Here is a 20614-nt window from a genome sequence, read left to right on the forward strand (position 1 = left end):
TTCAAATTAACCACTTCTGAAGTAAATTAAAGGTTTTAAGTTATTGGTAGTTATCAAACAAATCGCAAGATGTGATCAACTATCACTTACTTGTGATTAGTTTAACACTTCAGTACAACCAATTTGAAGGGCTGCTCAAAAGAGTAGCCCTTCTGTTAAGGACTCCTCCGCCCACCTAAATATTTGTGACAGTCTTCAGTTTAGTCGAAAACCATTAGAACAGAGTAGGCATATTTTTTTTAAATAAAAGTTTAGCTTTTTGAATTCCCAAAAGCTACTATTTTATGAAAAGAGTAAAATTTATGGTGATTGCTAACACCGTATTTGCTGCAATTAGTAGTTCTTTAGCTTTTAAAGCAAAGAAGTTCAGCTTCCAAATTACTTATACCACTACTGGTAGCACGCAGTGGTTGTGTTTCCACTAATGTATACACACTTCTACTTAAAATTTTAATGGATTAAATATTCCATACACAACAACTCCCGGAGGTTGTAGTGTTCGTGATTTCAAACTAACCACCGATGAAGTAAATTAAAGGCTGCAATAATGACTATTGTCATAAATAAATCAAAATATGTGATCAGCTAAACGACTATAATTCTGAATCAGGTTTCGAATGGGCGTATCATATTTTTGAGTCCCTATGTTTGAATAAAAAACATGACTTCGGTAAAATGTAACTTGAAATTACAAAACTCAAAGTCATGAATTCAAAAGTAACCCAAGTTATATATTTTGCAGTTCAAAATTTGTATATAGTTGTAGTTCCCCACCATAAGAGTCGGGCAATAGGCATTTATAGTGATAAGTTTGAATTAAAAACGTTCAGCCAAGAGCCTGATGTAAATCAACTAATCAAACATTTACAACAGAATTATCCCGGGGCACTTATCATTTAGAAAACACCCTCTTTCGTTAATAAGCCCACTAATTGGTATTATTTTATTCACAGGCAAACTAAACTTCAACAGTGTTCTCTATTAAATGAGAATTTAGTAAAGATTCACAATTTATTACGGCATCCTGCCGCTATAATCCAAATCATATCCGCTCTCAATACCTTTCAGTTTGGCAGGAACTCCTTCAGACATCCACTTCGCTACCGGGAAATCTTTTAAATAGTGATCAAAAAACTGTGTTAGCCGAATAGTATAGTCTTCCGCCGCTTTTCTATTTAATACATGACCTTCATCGTCATATTGCAGCATCCAAACTTTCTTGCCTAATCGCCGCAGTGCCATATATAATGCAACACCCTGACTCCACGGCACAGCTATATCTGCTTTATTGTGCATGATGAGTAATGGTGTCGTTACCTTATCTGCGCTTAGAACTGCAGACCCTCTAAGATAGAGGTCTGGACGCTGCCAAAGAGTTGCCCCCATCCGACCTTGACCATTTTCGGCTCCAGATTGTCTGTCTAAAACATCTAAGTATGAACTAACCAGATCGCTTCCACCCGCAGCTTCTGCTGCAGCTGAAAAGATACGTGTATGTGTTACCAAGTAATTGGTTAATCCTCCACCAAAGCTATGTCCGTTGATACCCATCTTGGTACTATTGACCCAAGGTTTTTTAGATAGATATTTTGCAGCGGATACTATTGAATTATAAGCATTTTCGCCATTTGTCTTATTCGTTTTAGCCGCCAATGAAAGATGAATATCCGGCGTAAAAACCAAATAACCACGACTAACAAACCAGGGAATGTTTATGTACGCACTTGTAAATTCAGGTTTAAGAAAAGCATTCAGATTAGAGGATAATTGCTCATAATATTCAAATATAATTGGGTATTTTTTATTTGGATCAAAGTTCTCCGGTTTATACAATATACCCTGACAAATAGAGCCATCTAATTGTTCCCAGTTGACAAGTTCGGTCGTTAACCAATTACAATTTTTTTGAGGCTGCAAATCAGTTAGCGATGTGTAAGTTTTAAAGTCATTTGTAAGGAAATAATTGGGAGCTTGAATAGAAGTCATGCGTTTCACAATCCAACAATTAGTATTCAATGCCTTCAATGGCTTCATACTCTCGACTCCATAAATTGAATTTGGTATTTGGGAATTTACTTGGTATAAAAGAAAAGGACCCATCGTTAATAGTTCCGGATCTCCCCTTTTTTCAAGGGATTTTTGGTAAAAGCCGTTGTTCTTATTTTTAGTGTTGAACGCCGTCAAAAGCAATGGCTCTGTTCTTTGTAGGGCTTTACTCTCTCTTATTGATTCATCTACCAGCCTAAATTTAATATTATGTATCCTTCCATATCCATTAGTAATATTTATTGGTAGCTTTTGGGCTTTGAGATCGACCTCCCATATATCATAATTGTCATATAAAAGTAAAGAAACATCTTGGTTGAACCAGCCAGCTATACCAATTGGATTCGACTCTCCTTTGCTTCTCCTAGCATATTCATCGTCAAGAGGGACAGAAATGCCTTGCGAAATATTATGGGTTTTATCCGAACCTACATCATAACTAAAATACTTCTTTTGCTTTTTGTTATAATATACGATATACTTACTCTGTGGTGAAACTGAAAAGATGGTGTATCCATTTTCCTTTGTAATAAATTTTCTCGAACCGTCCTTTAAAGAGACCAAATAATAAGAATTAAAAGCATTATCCCACCAATAGCCGGTCACAAGTTTGTTATCCGTAATCACTGTAAAATTATCACCTTCACAATTATAGACTATCACTTCATCGCCCTCAGTTATTTGAATTACATGTCCCCCGTCTGCATTAATTACTGCCATGGGAAGGAACCCTGATTTTTTAGGAGAAAAAGGATTTAACTGATTAGATTGCAACACTTTATCTTTGTAACTCCAGATATTGACTTTAACAGCATTTAAATCAGGCTTTCGGTTATCTATTGGAGGTTCTAATTGAAAATAAATCCAGTTTCCATTTTTGCTGAACCGGAGACCCGTATTAGTTATCGTCAATTGCGACTTTATTCCAGCAGACTGGTTATTAACCCGAAGCACTGCCTTATCCATCCCGATTCTATAATACCAAATGGTATTATCAAATCCATGCCCATTTGTACTATTTACTATAAAAGCTAATTGAGTACCGGCAGTATCAAAAGTAAAATTTCCAATTGTTTCAGTTGCCTGAAATTGAGATTTATCAGACCAAATAGTAGTTACTTTGAATTCAGGCAAGCTAACCCACTTTAATGAACTTGTAGATATGGTATCATGCTTAAATAATGTTTTCAATAAAAGTGCTTTTCCATTATTATCAAAAGAATAATCTTTAACTGAATCAAAATGCTGTTTGTTACCAGAAATTAAGTTAAGCAAAATTAGATCTTCCCCATTATTTTTAGATTGTAAGGCAAGCCATTCCCCTTTGCCAGATTGTGTTGGAAACCTGAATGAACTAATGTTAGATATAAATGATAGTTTTCCCGTTCCAATATCTAAAAAAAATAGTGTGTCACTCGCTTTATAAATAACCTGCTTGTTGTCATTCGTGAAAAAAAGCGGTTCGGCTCCCACTATCTCTTTTTCCCAATTACTATATGTGGATTTAATAACCAAGGTGTTATATCCTATTGGCAGATTATTGACGGTGTATAAAGCATAGTTTCCATCATTGCTAATCATTGGAGTTCCCAAAGTTGGCCATTTTGCGATAATGCTAGAATCGATAGGCATTTTTTGAGCAAATCCAGGTAATTTATAAGACATTAATACAAACAATAGTAAAAACCGTTTCATAATCAAGTGCAATGTTTTTAATTTTTTTTTAGAAATGCAACTTCTAATTTCTTAATTGGAATTGCGTAATAATCCCTATTTAAGTTACGAATTAATTTAAAAATAAGTGTTGACTAATTCCACAAATCAATAAAGTACATATTGTTTATCCATTGCCATCGCAAGTATTGTTAATCTTTTTGTTTAAAATATTTTATCGGTTTATATAACCGAACAGCTTTATTTTCATATTTCGGCTCATTCCTCCGAAATATTCTGATTAAGAAATATCGTACACCCAGCTAATTCATATATTACCGATAGAAAATAACTATTGTCTAAATATTAGGGAGAATGCTTTGTAATTATAAAAACGTCGCCTTTCAACACATGGCAAATAATCTAAATGCATATTTTAGCCAATCTTAAACCACACTAGTGGCCTCATGCTGAAACGCTGTTTTGGCTAATCAATCGAAATATTCAAATATGTCTTACCAAATGGCGGTATCGTTTATGGCAGGCAGATATGTCTGAATTCGTATCCTTAAATTCTTAGCAAATGTGTCACTACACAGCATATCCTTTGTAGAAATAATATAACTTGGCCTCTTGTTTATGAATCACAACTAGCTAGCCCAACTCACACGAAAGATCCCGCACCTATATCCTTTTGCAATGAGGGACGAGGCGGAGGGCCGCTAACCACATCAATCAGAAGAATCACTTTTTACTTGGGTATTGCCAGTTATGTTACCATTACAAGTTATAAAGCCCCCAAAAAGAGTAACTGCTATTTCAGAGTGAACGCATCTTTATCGACACCACTATAAAAAACACCCGATTATTATTAATTTCCATCTTCCAGTCAAAGATTGGCACGAATATATGAAGCTACAACTCGGACACATTTCACTCAAAGTTTTGTGGAATAGTTTGGACCAATTAGACCATCATGCATATTTACACATATTCATTATCTTTTAATGCATTTACAGTTAGCAAGATTGTAATCTCTAACTGTTATATACTTTTCAACCGTGATGCTTCTACCTCGAATCACATTTCGCACTACTAGATATGTCAACTGCCGAACTTTATTTCGATTTGCTCAGTTATTCATAGGCCAGGTAGGTTCGCCTCTTTTCATTTTTTCTAGTGATTGTTGAATATCCATAGCTTTCGGGTCCAAGGCAGCAGCCCTCTCTTCTATAACAACGGCGTCCTCTTTCTTACCCAATTTATATAATAGATTTGCCTTAGTATCTAGCCAAGCGGAATTAATAGAATCTGTTTTTAAAAGCACGTCTATAAGTTCAATACTTCTTTTTAGAATTTTTGCATCATTATTATGCATAAATACAACTTCGAATATCATGTTGTTTAAAAACAATTTCCCCAATCCTGCAGTATCTAAGCCGTATATATCAATTTTTTTAAGATTATATTTGGCCAGATTTGACCAATCCTTTTTATAACCGTACCATTTTAGTTGAGCATTCAATATTGCATATTCAGCACAAATGTGGTTGTATTTTTTTGTGATCGCACTCTCCATTTTACTCCAGTTAGGGCTCTTTCCAATGGCTTTGCTTTTAGACCATACTATTGGATCTATTTCTTCTTTTGTTATAATATGGTTTACAACAGTCTTTGCAAATGAGCTTCTTCCCATTACTTCATCAACCTTATTTGCATGATTATAAAACATATCAAAACCCTTTTCTTTTGAACTTAAAAGAAATGAGCCGATGAACTCAATATTTTCTTTTGTGTAAAGTTCATGGTCCTCCAACTTATATAAATAGTTCTGCATATAATCTTGTGCGATTGTGAAGGCCAATTCCTTGTCTTTTAAAATTTGAGAGGTTTTCGCCAAGTAGGCCATCTCAGTATAACTTCTAGTACCTTGTTTATATTTTTCCAGTAAGGTGTAATATTGAGTATTTGGGCTAGATGCTTTATATAATAGGTCTAAAAAACTAGTCGCATTTTTAGCTCCTGTACCTTTGTGCAAAATTTTTCCCTCCGACGATAGAAAAAGATAACTTGGAAAAGCCGTCACTTCATATTTATTTTTAATAGCATTTGCAACAGCAAACCATTTTTTAATTTCATCCTTATCATGGGCAGAGGTGTCCATCTGTACTTTCAATGAAACGAATTTGTCATTCATATAATTACCAATACTTTCAAGCGTATAAACATTCTGGTCCATGTATTTACATGGATTGCACCAAGTGGCATAACAATCTACAAAAATGTACTTGTTCTCGGCCTTTGCTTTTGCTAATACCTGGTCCCAAGTTAAGCCCTGCTCAAAATGAATACCTTTTTCCTGTGCATTGATTACGAATGGTAGCAATAGAATTAAACTCAAAATTTTTTTCATTTTTCACTTTATTTATAAGTAATAACTCGGTCAACTACAGATACCACAATAGGAATTAAAGTTCAGTTTTTAATAATTTTTATTGATGATATCGCTTCTTGAGCAAGTCTAAACGAGTATAATAATTGCCGCCTCGATTAATAATATTTCCTTTTAAAAACAACACATACCAACTTATTGAATCTTTAAATACTAACTCAAATGCAGAGTCAAACTTATATTTGCCGTTAACACTATCTTGTTGGCACATAGGATAGCTGTAACTAGCTCAGTGATAATAGCACATTGATTTAGTCATATTGAACTATTTCTGGCTGGCTGTTAATACTTATTTTAATAATTAATTAAGGATGAGAATTGTCGAGTAGACCTGGGAATTTCACCCAGGTCTCTTATAGAACCGTACGTGAAACTCTCGCATCATACGGCTCCTATTATTAAATACAGCTTAAGTCTTTCCTAGACTTAAGTGTTTTGCTTAACATTCTTGACACCTCCTACAAAAAGTAGTTTCTCGCTGAATTCATATACCAAATAATACATCCCCTTCGCCCCAATTCCATTAGAAGATTCATCACTAATTGCAAGTCATCGATACTTTCTATCTTGCTGTCCTGAACAACTTGATATATTCTCTTTGCATCCTTACGTCAGTTACTCCTGATCCGAGTAAAAGCCTGTATTAAGCTCATGCCATCTATACTTCGGATGTCGCAACAATAGTAAACAGGTATCCTTCTTGCTTATTCCAAAGGCGCTACTATACCTTGTTTTGACATCGTCTAACCTTTTCGAAGCGTAACGTGATGATTCACCATCTTAATACTCTCCTGACATCTTTAAAGTGCCATTTCCTTTATTGCTCACTACCACAGCATTTAACCGCAGTAGCATAAAGGCAGTTTATTACCATCACCAATTGGCAGATTACGATGGGGGGACTATCATCTTTGACTCAGCAAAATTTTTAAAGTCAAAGAACTTTTCAATTTAATCAGCACACTCAATAGCCAGGGTTCTGAGTTAAATTATTATCTTTTTGAATATCTCCAATATAAATAGGATACAATTGCCATTTTTTGTCCCACGTGCCACCCTTCTGAGTACATACAACATTCATAACTGAATCTATAGAATTCAACCTTTTTAAATCAAGCCAACGATGCCCCCACTCACTGAACAACTCTATTTGCCTTTCATGTTGTATAGCAGTCAATAAGCTTGATTGTGTTGTTGCTGCAGTATTAGGAAGACCAGCTCGAAAACGAATTGCATTTAAATCAGATGTAGCATCTGAAATATTTCCCTGCTGTGCTCTGGCTTCTGACCTTATTAAGTACTGTTCCGCCAACCGAAACACCATCAAATATTCTGATACAATTAAGCCATTTGTTGCACTTTTATATTTATATGGAAAATAATAATCCACATCTGGATTTGGAGTAGTGTCGGTATATTTACCAACCCAGTTTATTAACCGTTTATCATTAACTTCAAAACTATTAAGTAGAGTTGAGCTAAGATATGCGGGCTTAGTATTACTTAATCCTACTGGAGTTGAAAAAAGATTAAATACTTTGGCATCTTCTGTATTCCATCCAGAATTCACCGGCTGCAATTGCCAGATGGATTCACTACTGTTTTTTAAAAACGTACTATTTAAAGTAGTCAAACTGTACAAATTTGTATTGCTGATTATAGCAGTTGCCTGAGCTTCTGCATTTGCCCAGTCATTTGTATATAAATATGCTCTTGCTAATAAAGCAGTTGCGGCCCATTTATTCGGACGTACCCTTTCTGCTGTATTATTAATAACGCCATTAACATAAAAAGCAGTTAGCAAATCTTGAGCGTCTTTTAAATCAGCAATAATCTGCAGATAAACCTGTGCTTTGGGTGAACGTGCTAAAGCTGCATTTACTTTATAGTCCGTATTTAGAATGAGAGGCACATCTCCATACAGATTAGCCAAATAGAAGTAAAAAAAAGCACGCATGAATTTCGCTTCACCCAAAAGTTGCTGTTTTACAGAAGGAGTTAAACTACTAGAATTATTAAGCCCCTCAATGGCACTATTGCAGGTAAAAATATAAGAGTAAATGCTATTCCAAAATTCAAACCCATCCTTGGCACTAGTTAGGTTATTTCTATAATAAGCAATATATTTCGTATTAGAAACCCCGCTGTATAGAGTGAATTCATCTGCAGACAAGCCTGCCGATAGTGAAAGGGTCGCCAAATCCCCAATGCCAATACCATAATTACTTCTTGAGCTCAAATTAGCATAGATCCCCGTCAATACTGCAATCGCGGTAGCGTCAAGATTATATACTCCAGCACCAGATATCGATGTGACTGGCGGCTCAATTTCTACGAATTTTTTACAACTTGAAGGAAGAATCAAAGAAGACATTACAATAACAGCAACTATTAATTGTTTTATTAACCAATTTTTTATTTTTAAAGATTGGCTTATTCGAATATATTTAGATTTTGAATTCATGATTTTCAATTTACTCTTTTCAAAAATTTCATATCCATAAGTGTTTACTACTGCCAGCTAAGTTGTATTCCTACTGTCAGGACTCGTAGTGGAGGTAAGGAACTGACTCCTTGGGTTTCTGGATCGAGGCCCTTATACTTTGTAATAGTCAATAAATTCTGCCCTTGTGTATAAATCCTACAATTTTTTAGATGTACTTTTTGCTGCCATTTTTCCGGAACACGCCATGATAATGATATATTCTTTAAACGGATATAAGAGGCATCTTTATAAACCATATCACTGCCATCCTTGGCATTCGATGCACTACTACCTAAATTACTATTCTGATTGAACCGCTGGTAGGTATTTATATCTCCTGGTTTTTGCCATCGATTTAACACTGAAGCGGGCTGATTTCCAAGGCTTGGACTGAATCTTCCAGGTATGTCATTGAACAAATAATTAGCTCCTATTTGTTTTACAAATTGAAATAAGAAATCCAACTGAAACCCTTTATAACTAACAGTGTTCTGAATACCGCCATAGAACTTCGGCAAAGTATTGATGAGAACTGATTGAGAAATCGTTGCAGAGGTATCAGGCCTGAATGTAGCTCCTCCCTTACCATCTCCAAATTGATAAGTCCCTGTTGCAGGATCGACTCCCAAAGATTGATACTTTTTAAGTACGCCCAATGGTTGTCCAATAATTACTCCACTAAGGCCAGATGCATAAGTAGAACTTTCAATATTATTAAACGCTATCAATTTATTCCGAGGAACTGTAATATTAATACTAGTATTCCAAGTAAAGGTCCGGCCTTGTACATTTGTGCTATTAAAAGAAAATTCTAAGCTTGTATTTTGAACGGTTGCTGGGAAATTTTCAAAAATCCCGCCAAATCCAGTAATATTTGGTAACGCATAAAATAATAACTGGTTCGAAGAACGGTTACGAGAATAATTCGTGCTTAATAGAATTCTGTCTCGCAAAAAACCTAAATCCAAACCAAATTGTAATTTCTTGGTTTCCTCCCAAGCATAATAGGGGTTTGTGAGGCCATTTACACCTAAAGCATTTGAATTTTGATAAGGAACACCAACACTGATAGGACTATACAAATTCATAAACTGATAATCGCCAATTTGGTCATTCCCGGTTGTACCGTAACTAGCCCTTAGTTTACCAAAACTAATGCCCATTGGATATTTCATGAATAAATTCTCTTGCGTAAATATCCAAGCAGCACCAATTGAACCGAAATCATGAAATTTATTCTGGTAACCAAAACGGCTACTGCCATCTCGGCGAGCATTAAGATTAAGAATGTATTTTTCCTGCCAGTTAAAGTTTATACGGCCAAATATTGCATTATATTTATAAACAGAACTAGTTGTGGAATTTACACGTATAGTGGCAGCAGATTTAATATCTCTCAAAACATCATCACTATTATAAGTAATTCCCAGTAATTGTTGACCATTACTGGTATTTTGTTGAAATGTCATTCCCCCTAAAGCTTCCAGTTTTCCTTTTCCTATAGTTCTCTTATAATTTGCTTGTGGTTCCACTATCCAAGAATTAATATTACTATTTGCATATATTGCCGATCTTGTTCCATTTGGCCGGTTTTCTGGAGCCATAGCGATTAAAGTAGACGGATTAAATTCATTTATTTGTAAATTAGTATACCCTAAACTGGTCAAAATTTCCAATCCGTTCAAAATCATGTAACTTAAAGTCGCGTTAGAAACCAAATTATTGGTCTTATTTTCATAAATATTGTATAAGAATGAAAGCGGATTTGCCCAAGAAGATGCACCATTACTATTAGGCATCCAATTTAAAGTGCCATCTTCCTTATATACAGGTGGAGCAACAGGTGCCAATTTTATTGCACGTTCTGTTAAATCAGTAAGTGGCAATTGGTTTTTATCCACTAAATAATTACCAGAAAATCTCAATCGAAACTTTTGATTCGAAGAAGCGCTATTAAAATTAATATGTACACTTCCTTTCTGATCAGAAAAACTTCCAGGAAATACTGAGGTTTGACGTTGATAGGCTCCTCCTATTAAATACTGAGTATTGGCATTCCCTCCCGAAACACTGGCATTAATAGTCGCAAATTTAGCAGTACCTCCGATCAATGTTTCTTGCCAGTCTGTGTATCTAGTGGTGTCCCATAACGTTAAATCATAATTAGAATTATTAGGAGTTAGCGACGATAGAGCGATCCCGTCATTTTTATATGCCTCATATCGCATATCTAAGTACTGCCGAGAATTAAGCAATTCAAGTTTCCGTGTTACTTTTCCCCAACCATTCTGCATATCGACATTTACCTTCGTTTGTCCTGCTTTCCCTTTTTTTGTTGTAATTAATATTGCCCCATTTGCTGCACGGGAGCCATAAATAGCCGTAGCATCCGCATCCTTTAAAACATCAATGCTTTCAATATCCGAAGGATTAATATAACTAAGTGGATTTCCACTGCCATTTCCAGGTCCGAAAGACTCGCGGCCTAAAGGACTAAATCCAGTACCTGTAGTAGTCAAAAGTTGGGAAGTATACGGAACACCATCAATTACATAGAATGGCGTATTACCACTTCTAATACTATTTTGTCCTTGTATACGCACTGTTATTGCCCCCCCAGGCAATCCGTTAGCTTGAGTAATAAATAAACCAGGCACGCGCCCCTGTAAGGCAAGTAAAGGATTTAATACAGGTTGTTTCTCAATATCAGCAGCTTTTACACTAGAAACATTTCCGGTACTAAAACGCTTAGTTGTGGTACCATAGGCAATAACAACCGTCTCATCCAATGTCCCAATCTTCTGTCCCAATGCCACTATAAAAACAGATTTTCCTTTCACGGAAAGAAGTTGGGTTTCATGCCCAACGAACGATATCTCCAACATTGCATTGGGGTCAACACTATTTAAAGTAAAACGTCCCTGATTATCTGTAGTGACACCTGTATTAGTTCCCTTTATATTTACATTGGCCCCAACCAAAGGTTCTCCTTGCTCATCCGTCACTCTTCCACTCACCGTAATCGGATCACCACTCGGCGGCAACTGCTGACCACTGCTTTTCTCCTCCTCCTTCTTCATTATAAAAATCGTCCGCCCTTTGATCGCAAACGTCAGCGGCTGATCTTTCAGCGCCAGGTGCATCACCTGATCTATGGGAGCGTTCTTTACTTCTATACTCACTTTCGACGTATGCTGCAGCATGTCGGTATTGAAGAAGAACCGGTAAGTTGTTTGCTTTTTAATGGCATTGAACACATATTCCAGGCTGACTTCCTTCCCGGATATGGTTACCGTGTTCTGGGCTACGCCGTTTGCCGCACTCTGCAAACAGGCAGCTAAAATTATGATAGTGGTCAACCTCATAATGCGCAGGAGTTGGGCCCCAAAGCATCGGCGCCGCTGTTGTACGGGCAAAGACTCTGAAGCTGGATTAGCAGTTAATTTCATACCTTTGGTGCAGTTTGTTTCCGTCCCGATCCTTTCGGGGCGGGGGTTAATGAATGGAGTTTGCGCGAAATTTGTTAACCTCTTACAATCGGAAGTGGTGGTACACTTCCGATTTTTATTTCTGACCATATACCAACTTTCATCCGTATAACACCGGTTGTGTTATAGCATATGGATGTCGAAAAGGGTTAACCTGGAATCAGGTTTATCTTTCGAATAAGTGGTGTTTAATGTTAAATGGTTTGATTAGTGCAGCAAGCAATATCGTTTCCCGTCCGGGAGCTTATAGATAAGATTTCTATAGTAATTCATAGTTAATTCACTTTGATGGTCCTTCCTTCGATCTGGAACTTCGTGGTCCCCATCTTTTGCATCAGATCCAGCAACTCATTCAGCGGAATGTTACGATCTAATGAGCCTTCAAATGTCTGCCCCGGCACTGCATTCTCATACTGAATATCTACATTGTACCAACGGCTCACCTGCTTCATCACCGTTTTGATATTGGCATTGTGAAAATCAAAGAATCCTTTCATCCAGGCAACTGCCGCTTCTGTATCTACATTCTTTCTGATAAGAATATCGGCCCCGCTGCTTATTTGCGCCTCTTCTCCTGGTAACAAAACTTTATACGCTTTGAGCGAAGTCGAAGGTTGACTTGTCGCTACCTGTTTACCAACCACCTCAACTGGTGTAATTTTTATCTTACCTTCCAACAAGGTGGTAACAATAGGCTGTTCATCCCCGTATGCATTGATATTAAAATGCGTGCCTAACACTTCTACTTCTCCCCCACGGCCGCTTCCGCCTTCTCCAGGAAATACCATCACTTTAAATGGCTTCACCGCATCATGTGCTATTTCAAAATAGGCCTCGCCTGTTATTTCAACCCGACGCTCGTTTCCGGAAAATGTTGTAGGGTACCTTATCGAGCTCGCCGCATTCAAAAAGACCTTGCTTCCATCTGGCAACAACAACTGGTACTGTCCGCCCCTTGGGGTACTTAATAAATTATAGGTAATTTCTGATTCGCGTTTGCTGGTTGCCGACTTATATTCTATCTGCCCGTCTTCCTTTTTATTCACCGTTGTTTTACCCTCTTTGGCAATCGTTCCGTTTGCAGCCTTGTCGAGGTCGATCACGGTACCATCGGCTAATGTCAATGTAGCTTTGTTTCCGCCTGCTGGTATCGCTGTTGCCACCGGTACTTGTTGTGCAGGTACATTTTTTGTTGCTGACTTCTTCGGCACCAGGTACCATATGCCTGCTGTTAACAGAACCAGCACCGCTGCTGCTATGGATGCATATCGCATCCAAATCCTTTTAGGTCTTGCATGTAAAGCGTCATACACTTCTGGCAACTGCGCATATACCTGCTCTTTAATCCGTTGGTCACTTTCGCCAAATGCTATCAATTGCTCGTGCAGCCAGTCGTCACTCGTAAACTGATCGTGCAATGTCCGGTTCTTTTCATCGGATGCAATCCATTGTTGCAGGGCTTGTGCTTCGTCGGCAGTGAGAGTTTCCCTCAACTCCTTTATTATTAGATCGGCGATATTGTAGTTAAGAGGCATTAGGTTAAATGGTGTTAATTAGTATGAACTGTTGCACTGACAATTCTGATGCTCCGGCTAAGTGCGTGGCCGGGGCAGGCATTTTGTGTATCGGGGTCCACTTATATTGAAACGACATGATCGAAGTGTTATACTAAAGAATTAAAGAAAATTTCATACTGGGTTAATAATTTTTTCTAATACCGCTTCTCCCCCGCAAAAAACAGCAGACACAACAACAAGCCAGGCCTGTCCAAAACTTTCATTCGCAATACTTTAAGTGCTGTTGTCTTTTGATTGGAAACCGTTTGCGGACTGATCTTCATCATATTTGCGATATCATTCACACTAAGCCCTTCGATATAAAAAAGCTTGAAGATCTGCCTGCTTCGGAGGGGTAATTTCTCAATTTCGGTATAAATAAACTGCAATACATCCGCCTCGATGCTGGAGTCGGCAAACAAAGGATCATCCATTTCCTGCTCTTCATGATGCAGCAGCTCAGTCAGATGTCCCCGCTGCCGTTGGCGGTATTTCAGAAAATCGAGCGAGGCATTTCGTGCAGTGATAAATAAGAAGGCCTGTATATTATTATACGTGTTGAATTTGTCGTGTAACCGGTAAAGCTTTACAAACGTGTCGGAGGTAATTTCTTCAGCGACAAGGCGATCATCAATCAATTTTCTTACAAAATGAAAAATACGCATCCTGAAACTATCGAATATAGCTTTGAATGCTTGAGGGCTGCCCTGGCTAAATAAAATAAGCAGGTCATCAGACAGTTGATTCATCGGGAACGCCGTTTGTGTTGATATTTTTTACACTTTTCATTACGGACGTTTGATGGGTCATAAAAAAACGGCCCCTGTCAACGATCCCAACTGTTGTTGCGGGATGTTGCCACTATAAGTAAGTTGCGTTTGTTGCGGGAATCTCGATGGTTGTACAACTTACTTTTGCGTTCCGCTAAGCAGAACGCTCAGAGCCTAACTATTCGGGTTTTACCCTGTACTTCGCCCACCATGCGTGGCAATAACCAGCAAGCAGACGTACGATACAGAGTAAATATTATTGAAACTTAAATCTATTGGGAATTGTGGACAAGGAGATAAGGTAACAATTAGCACTATGGGGTGAGTAATACACTACTCATACCAGCACTCAAAATAGTTGATTGCGGTCAAAAATGCAAAATTTAGCCGTCTTTTGCCGGATACCTAAGCAAAAGTTGGCTATACTTGATAGCAGAGCTCTTAGGACGGATGCGAGCAATTCCCTACTATTTAAACAGATAAACACTTAGGTTTGACTAAAGGTTTTGGGGGGAAAGTGGGGGCTAGGCCTTTTGAACTAAAATCAATCCCTTATTAATTTTGATCAGCAATTTCCCTTTCATGAACTAATTCTTTAGAGAATAAAATCTCCCTAATTTTGTAGACTGGCGTTATACCACTAATACCATTATTATAAATTGCAACTGGAGTAGGGCTTGTTTGAATCACTCTTATTTCTGCAGCATCTCTATATGTCCCATTTAATAATCCTCCAACTGTAAAATAGGTTTTATTACTATTTTTAATTTTAAAATAAACAGGCGCTCCACTGTTCCCTCCAAAAGAGCTTGTTTCAACGAGAATCATTTCCCGTTTAAATCCAAGCCATTCAACTTTTTCGTTTGGCAATAAAGAAACCCGCCCAAAACGGACAATAGGATAAATCTTATGCTCCCCTGTAAATGGCACAAAAAGACCGGTAAAAAAAACTTCAGTTCCTTCTTCAATTGCAAGATTATTAAATTCTTCTTTAGTCGAAATATATTCGGGTCCCATATATGTAAACAAATAATCGTCTCTAGTAGGTGCATATGATATTACAGCAATATCAACTGAAGGGTCTGAGTGAAAATAAACATTCTTGTGAGGACCAGATACGTTGAGGGGGTAAAAGGTAAATCTTGAAGAATCTTTTGTATTCATTCTAATTAACACAGAGGAATAAATTCTACCGTCTTGCTTTTGGAGAACATGCTTTGCGGTTATTAAATAGGAATAAGTGCGATCTTTAATTTTGTCTGAAGGAATTCCAACAGCAAAAGAAGTACCATTTGGAATAGGATTATGTAAACTATCTTCTATATAAATGAAGGATATTGTCGATCTAAAATCTTTCATTGTTTGAGGCTTTGACGTTATAGGCACTAAAAGCATTAATAAAATCAGATTCTTCATAACTTATATTTTATCTTTTTTAAAATTTGTCTATCCCCCCAGCGCTTTTATGTTAATACAAAACAATGTACTAAATGTACTAGCAACAAATTGCGTATAATTAAAACATACCGCTGATAATCAACTATAGCGAGGTAGAATAAGCGAGCTCAAACCATCCATTTTTATTAAATGAAAGATATCGAGACAATCACCATCATACTCAATGCTTACGCACAAAGCAAGTTGAATCTGACAAATGTAGGAAAGCGCTTGACTTATTAAATATGGATAAAGAACAAACCCCATTTATTGATTTATATCAACCTCAGCTTATATACATGCTTGACGCACAAACCCCGAGCAGGCAATCCCCCGCCCCGGTCATTCATTACTTATCCTCATCCTTCTGCTGCTTTCTATCCCAATTAATAAACAGGGCATACATAAACCAGATTACCATTGCTATTAACAGGAAAGAGATCAGTTTATCTTCCAGCGGTTTCCCCTGTAGACCACCACGGAACAAATACGGAGAAACCAGGGTCATTGCCGCCATAACAATGAACCAGGCAAACCGCTCCCTGGTATACAGCTTTAAATACTTCAACCGTAAGATATACGCCAAACAGATTAAAACGGTTACGATCAAAATGACATTAAGTACCAGCATAATTTATTATGTTTTAAATTTTTTACAGAAATTAAACTGACTTAAGCACCAGGCACCAGGCATCAGATTTAATGGTTCCTCCCTCATTTCTAAGTATTGACGCGAATTCAGCACTTTCACTTTTCCGGTTACCTTTTCCCTGCCTGCAACTAAATTTCTCTGACCAGCCTCTCTTTTTTTTTTGCTATTGAAATTGCCCCAATTGCACCCCTGAAACCGAACATTTCCCCGCATTCGTCCCTACTACCTGTAAAGACAGTACATTGTTCAATGGTTATGGCAGGAACCCAACTTTGCAATGCCGCCAACGGATCATTAACAGGCTGCTTTTCTATTTCTTTACATTTAACCGGACTTACATTACCTGTTCCCAATTCCTTTTTAGGCGATATAGTTATTATTTTACCTGAAATCGAATACCTGAAAGACTGATCCTTTAAGCACAGATCAAGCACCTGGTCAATCGGTACATTATTTACCATAACAGTAATAATTGCCTTCTTCATGAAATCATCCTTACTAATAAAAGTGTAATCAGTTTGCTTTTCGATCTCTTTAAACACTTGTTGCAAAGGCGCATCCTTAAGCGATAAAGTGATGGGTTGACTGGCCCCATCCGCCCTTAATGGGAGGCTGGTGAACAACAGTATAAGAACCGTTACCTTCATAATCCTTACCACATGGTGGCTTGTTTGTTTACGCACAGCACTGCCCGATGCAGCTGCTTTGCGTGTAGCAAATACTTGCATAACTTTGGTTTGACGTTAATAAATTTCTATCCTGACCTTCTTATTTCTTAACCTTAAACACCAGGCTTCCGTAATGGCATAGGAATGCCTGTTGACCTTTGGATCCTGAAAATCCGGCCAATCAGAAAAGGTTTCAGTAATTGTTTTGACTAATGAAGGATGTGGTTAATGATTTGGCAAGCGATATCTTGTTCAGATAAGAATATTTATGGTTTAACAGCAGATTAATTATTTCGCTTGTATTTAATAGTGTGTTTCGCATTTCTTCTAACAATTCCAGTAATTCGGATACCGGAATGTTTCGTTCTGCATTACCATCCATGGTTCAGGTGGGCTTCTTACCTTCATACTCCACCTCTACATAATACCACCCGTCCGCCTGTCGCATCACTCCTTGTATTTCGGCCTCTTAAAAATGAAAGTATCCATTCATCCAGGCTACAGCTGCTTTCAGATCTACCACCCTAACCGCGCATATACCAGCGCCTGTATCCGTCTGTCGCTTTTGTCGTTGGCAATCAAGTCTTCGTGCAAGACATCATCATTCGTTAACAGCTCAAATAATATCATACTTTGCACAGTTTCGGTTACCCATTTCCCCCCTTCACTCGTTTCTTCAGCAGTGATCTCTTGCTGCAACTGTTTTGCTATAAGTTTAGCGATATGGTCATGTATGGTTGTCAGATCAGAAGGCGTTTGCTCAAAGCCGTATAGTACACATATTAAAACAACTTAATCGACCGGCTTTACTACGACACGCATAAAATTTTTTCCCAATAATTACTTTTTCAAAACTGTTGTTTGCACAATTGCAAACCCTGGAACTCGTCCCTGCAAAGCAGATAGAGGGTTGTTTACAGGCAGTTCCTGGATATTAGTAGCCGTTACAGCAGCAATATTACCTGTATTAATGACGCGTTTCGCTCAAAAAATACAGCATCCACAAAAACAGGTCCGGCCTGTCTAAAAATTTCATTTGCAGTTTTTTAATAGCTGTTGTCTTTTGATTGCTTACTGTTTGTCGACTTATATTTAATTTCTCGGCTATTTGCGTTATAGAATACCCTTTGAGATAAGCAAGCTTAAAGATCTCCTTACATTTATCAGGTAATTCTTCAACTTCCTCATATATGCGTTTCAAGATCTCCACTTTAATATCGGTTTCTGCAAACCACGCGGCATCTATCTCCTGCTCTTCATGATTTATGAATTCTTCCTTATTTTCCTGCTGCCGTTTCCGGTATCTTAAAAAGTTAAGGGAAGCATTACGCGCAGTAATAAAAAGAAAGGCCTGAATATTATTAAACGTGTTGAATTTATCGTGTATGCGGTAAAGTTTTACAAATGTTTCAGAGGTAATTTCCTCGGCCTCTTCCTTGTCGTCGATAAGCTTCTTCACAAAATAAAAGATGCGCATTCTGAAACAATTAAATACAGCTTCGAATGCTTTAGGGTTGCCCTGGCTAAATTCAATCAGCTGTTCGCTTGACAATTGCGTCATCGGGGATCTCTTTGTTTTATTGCTCTTATAAAATAAACAGCCTGCATACCCGGTTATAACCGGTATGAAGGAGTCTTTACTAAACCTGATGATTAATGGAATATCAGAGATAAAGGAAATACAATAGAAACAATTTCAATTTACTTGATTGCCGGTAAAATGCAAAATTTAGCCACGTCTACGAATTGTAGTACAAAATGTGACTTAGTTGATACTAATTGTCCAATCGGTGCTTAAAACAAAAAAGGCGCCCGGATGAGCGCCTTTTTTGGAATCTGGAATTTAATTTTTCTTTAACCGCAAGCCATTATTCTTTTACAATTCGGGCACGCTCAAGTATCTTCTTTGCCTCTTCCATCTTTTTGGGAAAAAGAATTTTCCCTTTTATTTGCGACGCAGCCAACGCTATCATCCCCTCCTTATTTACGTATAGCTGATACCCCGCCTCCACCAAACACAGTACATGATTATACGCCATCCATGCCTGCCAGGGCGTGAATCCATTGGGAAAACTGCCACCATCATAACCCAGACCCGCATCTAAAAAGTCGCACAGCTCCCGGTGAACATACTCCACCGGGCATTGCTGAAAGAAGGCGGTAATAACCTGCGATGGGTTGGCGGATTGTTCTGCACTCAAAAATGAAGGGCTATATTCCGGTTCAGCCTCCGAGCTAATATACAACGCCTCTATAAAGATCATCAGCTGGTCATAAAACTCATACAGCACCTGGCGGCCATCGCCATCAGAATACGGACTTTCTGAACTTACGACCGCCACCCGCAGCCAGGTGGGCAATAAATATTCATGCAGCTCCTCCCAGGTTACTTCCGAAAATACTTCCTGAATTACCAGCTTCGGCTCTGTACTGATCTTTTCAATAAGACGCGCCGGTTTCGAAAACCTGGTATGGGGAACCTCAATTTCATCTGCAGGTACCCTACCCTGTTTCCCGGGCGCCCGGCTAACCGGCGTATTGTTCTTGCCACAACCCCGGCGCATTATCCAGTTGGCTTCTACCAGCATTTCCATCTTTTCATAGAAATACAGGTGATTATTCCGTTCATGATGATCGTCCGAAACACTGCCCGCACTGGAAATTACCGCCACCACCCATTGCCACAGCGTTTGCCGTACCTCATTCAGGTGGTAGCATTGAAAGAAGTCATCGAGGGCCAGGGTCGGTTCATTCGTTTGCTCTTCAGTTAGCCTGAGTGGTTCATTATACCATTGGGGATGGTTATTGCAGGTTTTCATAAAAAAGTTTTTGATTGAGGAATAGCGTTAATTATCCAAGCCTATAAAGCAATAAATACAGAAACATCGGTTGACATCTGTAACACATGATTTCGAATAAGATTTTTTTCCTTATCGCGCAAGATTGCTTTTTTCCGCATAGACGTCTACTACGATAGTTTTAGACCTTACTATTCTTTATGAAGTATCCATATAAGCCGCGCAAAACTTATATTAAAGTAAAGATAGCGAAAAGTTAACTTAAAATCATTTTAATTACTTTATTTATGCCTAATTTTACTTTTTATTACTTCCTCATTCTTTTTCTGTTAGTTGCCTTAATAAACTATTGTTTATAGAAAAGCTTTCTAATGGCAAAAGAAAAAAAGCGATTAAATAGAATTAAGATTGTCTTAATTGAGAAAGAGAAAACGAATATATGGTTGGCAGAAAAACTAGAAATTAGTAAAGCTGCAGTTTCAAAATGGTGTACAAATGATAATCAACCAACGGTTGAAAATCTTTTTAAGATTGCGGAGCTCTTAGAGGTAGACGTTTGCGAACTGCTTGTAAGAAAATAGGACTACTCACAAAGAATATAAAAATTAT

General features: G+C 37.8%; 14 protein-coding genes. 2 read left to right on the forward strand and 12 right to left on the reverse strand.

Annotated elements, in window-relative coordinates; genetic code table 11:
- Nucleotides 1-705 precede the first annotated feature (705 nt).
- Complete coding sequence (locus A3860_RS33070) at nt 706-900, forward strand: hypothetical protein (protein ID WP_081154806.1); 195 nt, start codon at nt 706-708, stop codon at nt 898-900.
- A 114-nt stretch (nt 901-1014) separates the two neighbouring features.
- Here A3860_RS33070 and A3860_RS33075 read toward each other — a convergent pair whose 3' ends face one another.
- The 12 genes from A3860_RS33075 to A3860_RS41770 all read right to left on the reverse strand — a co-directional run bounded on the left by A3860_RS33075 (nt 1015) and on the right by A3860_RS41770 (nt 20026).
- Nucleotides 1015-3741 (reverse strand): alpha/beta hydrolase family protein, encoded by a 2727-nt coding sequence (locus A3860_RS33075; RefSeq protein ID WP_081154807.1) that lies wholly within the window; start codon nt 3739-3741, stop codon nt 1015-1017.
- 1090 nt (nt 3742-4831) lie between these two features.
- The gene (locus A3860_RS33080; RefSeq protein ID WP_081154808.1) at nt 4832-6112 is read right to left on the reverse strand and encodes a thioredoxin family protein; all 1281 of its coding nucleotides are present in this window, start codon (nt 6110-6112) and stop codon (nt 4832-4834) included.
- Between the two features lie 1003 nt (nt 6113-7115).
- Nucleotides 7116-8615 carry a RagB/SusD family nutrient uptake outer membrane protein gene (locus tag A3860_RS33085; RefSeq protein WP_081154809.1) on the reverse strand — a complete coding sequence of 500 codons (1500 nt, stop codon included), beginning with the start codon at nt 8613-8615 and terminating at the stop codon, nt 7116-7118.
- 47 nt (nt 8616-8662) lie between these two features.
- Nucleotides 8663-12085: a SusC/RagA family TonB-linked outer membrane protein gene (locus A3860_RS33090; RefSeq protein ID WP_158085440.1), complete on the reverse strand. Its 3423-nt coding sequence runs from the start codon at nt 12083-12085 to the stop codon at nt 8663-8665.
- Nucleotides 12086-12399: 314 nt separating this feature from the next.
- Nucleotides 12400-13659, reverse strand: coding sequence for a FecR family protein (locus A3860_RS33095; protein WP_081154811.1), 1260 nt, complete (start codon nt 13657-13659; stop codon nt 12400-12402).
- 176 nt (nt 13660-13835) lie between these two features.
- Nucleotides 13836-14429: an RNA polymerase sigma factor gene (locus A3860_RS33100; protein WP_081154812.1), complete on the reverse strand. Its 594-nt coding sequence runs from the start codon at nt 14427-14429 to the stop codon at nt 13836-13838.
- A gap of 576 nt (nt 14430-15005) precedes the next feature.
- Nucleotides 15006-15866 carry a serine protease family protein gene (locus tag A3860_RS33105; RefSeq protein WP_081154813.1) on the reverse strand — a complete coding sequence of 287 codons (861 nt, stop codon included), beginning with the start codon at nt 15864-15866 and terminating at the stop codon, nt 15006-15008.
- A gap of 370 nt (nt 15867-16236) precedes the next feature.
- Nucleotides 16237-16518 (reverse strand): hypothetical protein, encoded by a 282-nt coding sequence (locus tag A3860_RS33110; protein ID WP_081154814.1) that lies wholly within the window; start codon nt 16516-16518, stop codon nt 16237-16239.
- A 149-nt stretch (nt 16519-16667) separates the two neighbouring features.
- Nucleotides 16668-17267: an STN domain-containing protein gene (locus tag A3860_RS33115; RefSeq protein WP_081154815.1), complete on the reverse strand. Its 600-nt coding sequence runs from the start codon at nt 17265-17267 to the stop codon at nt 16668-16670.
- 456 nt (nt 17268-17723) lie between these two features.
- A complete protein-coding gene (locus tag A3860_RS33125; RefSeq protein WP_081154817.1) occupies nt 17724-17906 on the reverse strand; it encodes a hypothetical protein in 183 nt (60 codons plus the stop codon).
- 268 nt (nt 17907-18174) lie between these two features.
- Complete coding sequence (locus A3860_RS33130) at nt 18175-18768, reverse strand: RNA polymerase sigma factor (RefSeq protein ID WP_081154818.1); 594 nt, start codon at nt 18766-18768, stop codon at nt 18175-18177.
- A 307-nt stretch (nt 18769-19075) separates the two neighbouring features.
- A complete protein-coding gene (locus A3860_RS41770; protein WP_216823566.1) occupies nt 19076-20026 on the reverse strand; it encodes a hypothetical protein in 951 nt (316 codons plus the stop codon).
- A gap of 350 nt (nt 20027-20376) precedes the next feature.
- On the opposite strand from A3860_RS41770, the gene A3860_RS33140 reads away from it, so the two are divergent.
- The gene (locus A3860_RS33140; protein ID WP_081154819.1) at nt 20377-20586 is read left to right on the forward strand and encodes a helix-turn-helix transcriptional regulator; all 210 of its coding nucleotides are present in this window, start codon (nt 20377-20379) and stop codon (nt 20584-20586) included.
- Nucleotides 20587-20614: the final 28 nt, after the last annotated feature.

The organism is Niastella vici (assembly GCF_002077945.1).
Taxonomy (GTDB): Bacteria; Bacteroidota; Bacteroidia; order Chitinophagales; family Chitinophagaceae; genus Niastella; species Niastella vici.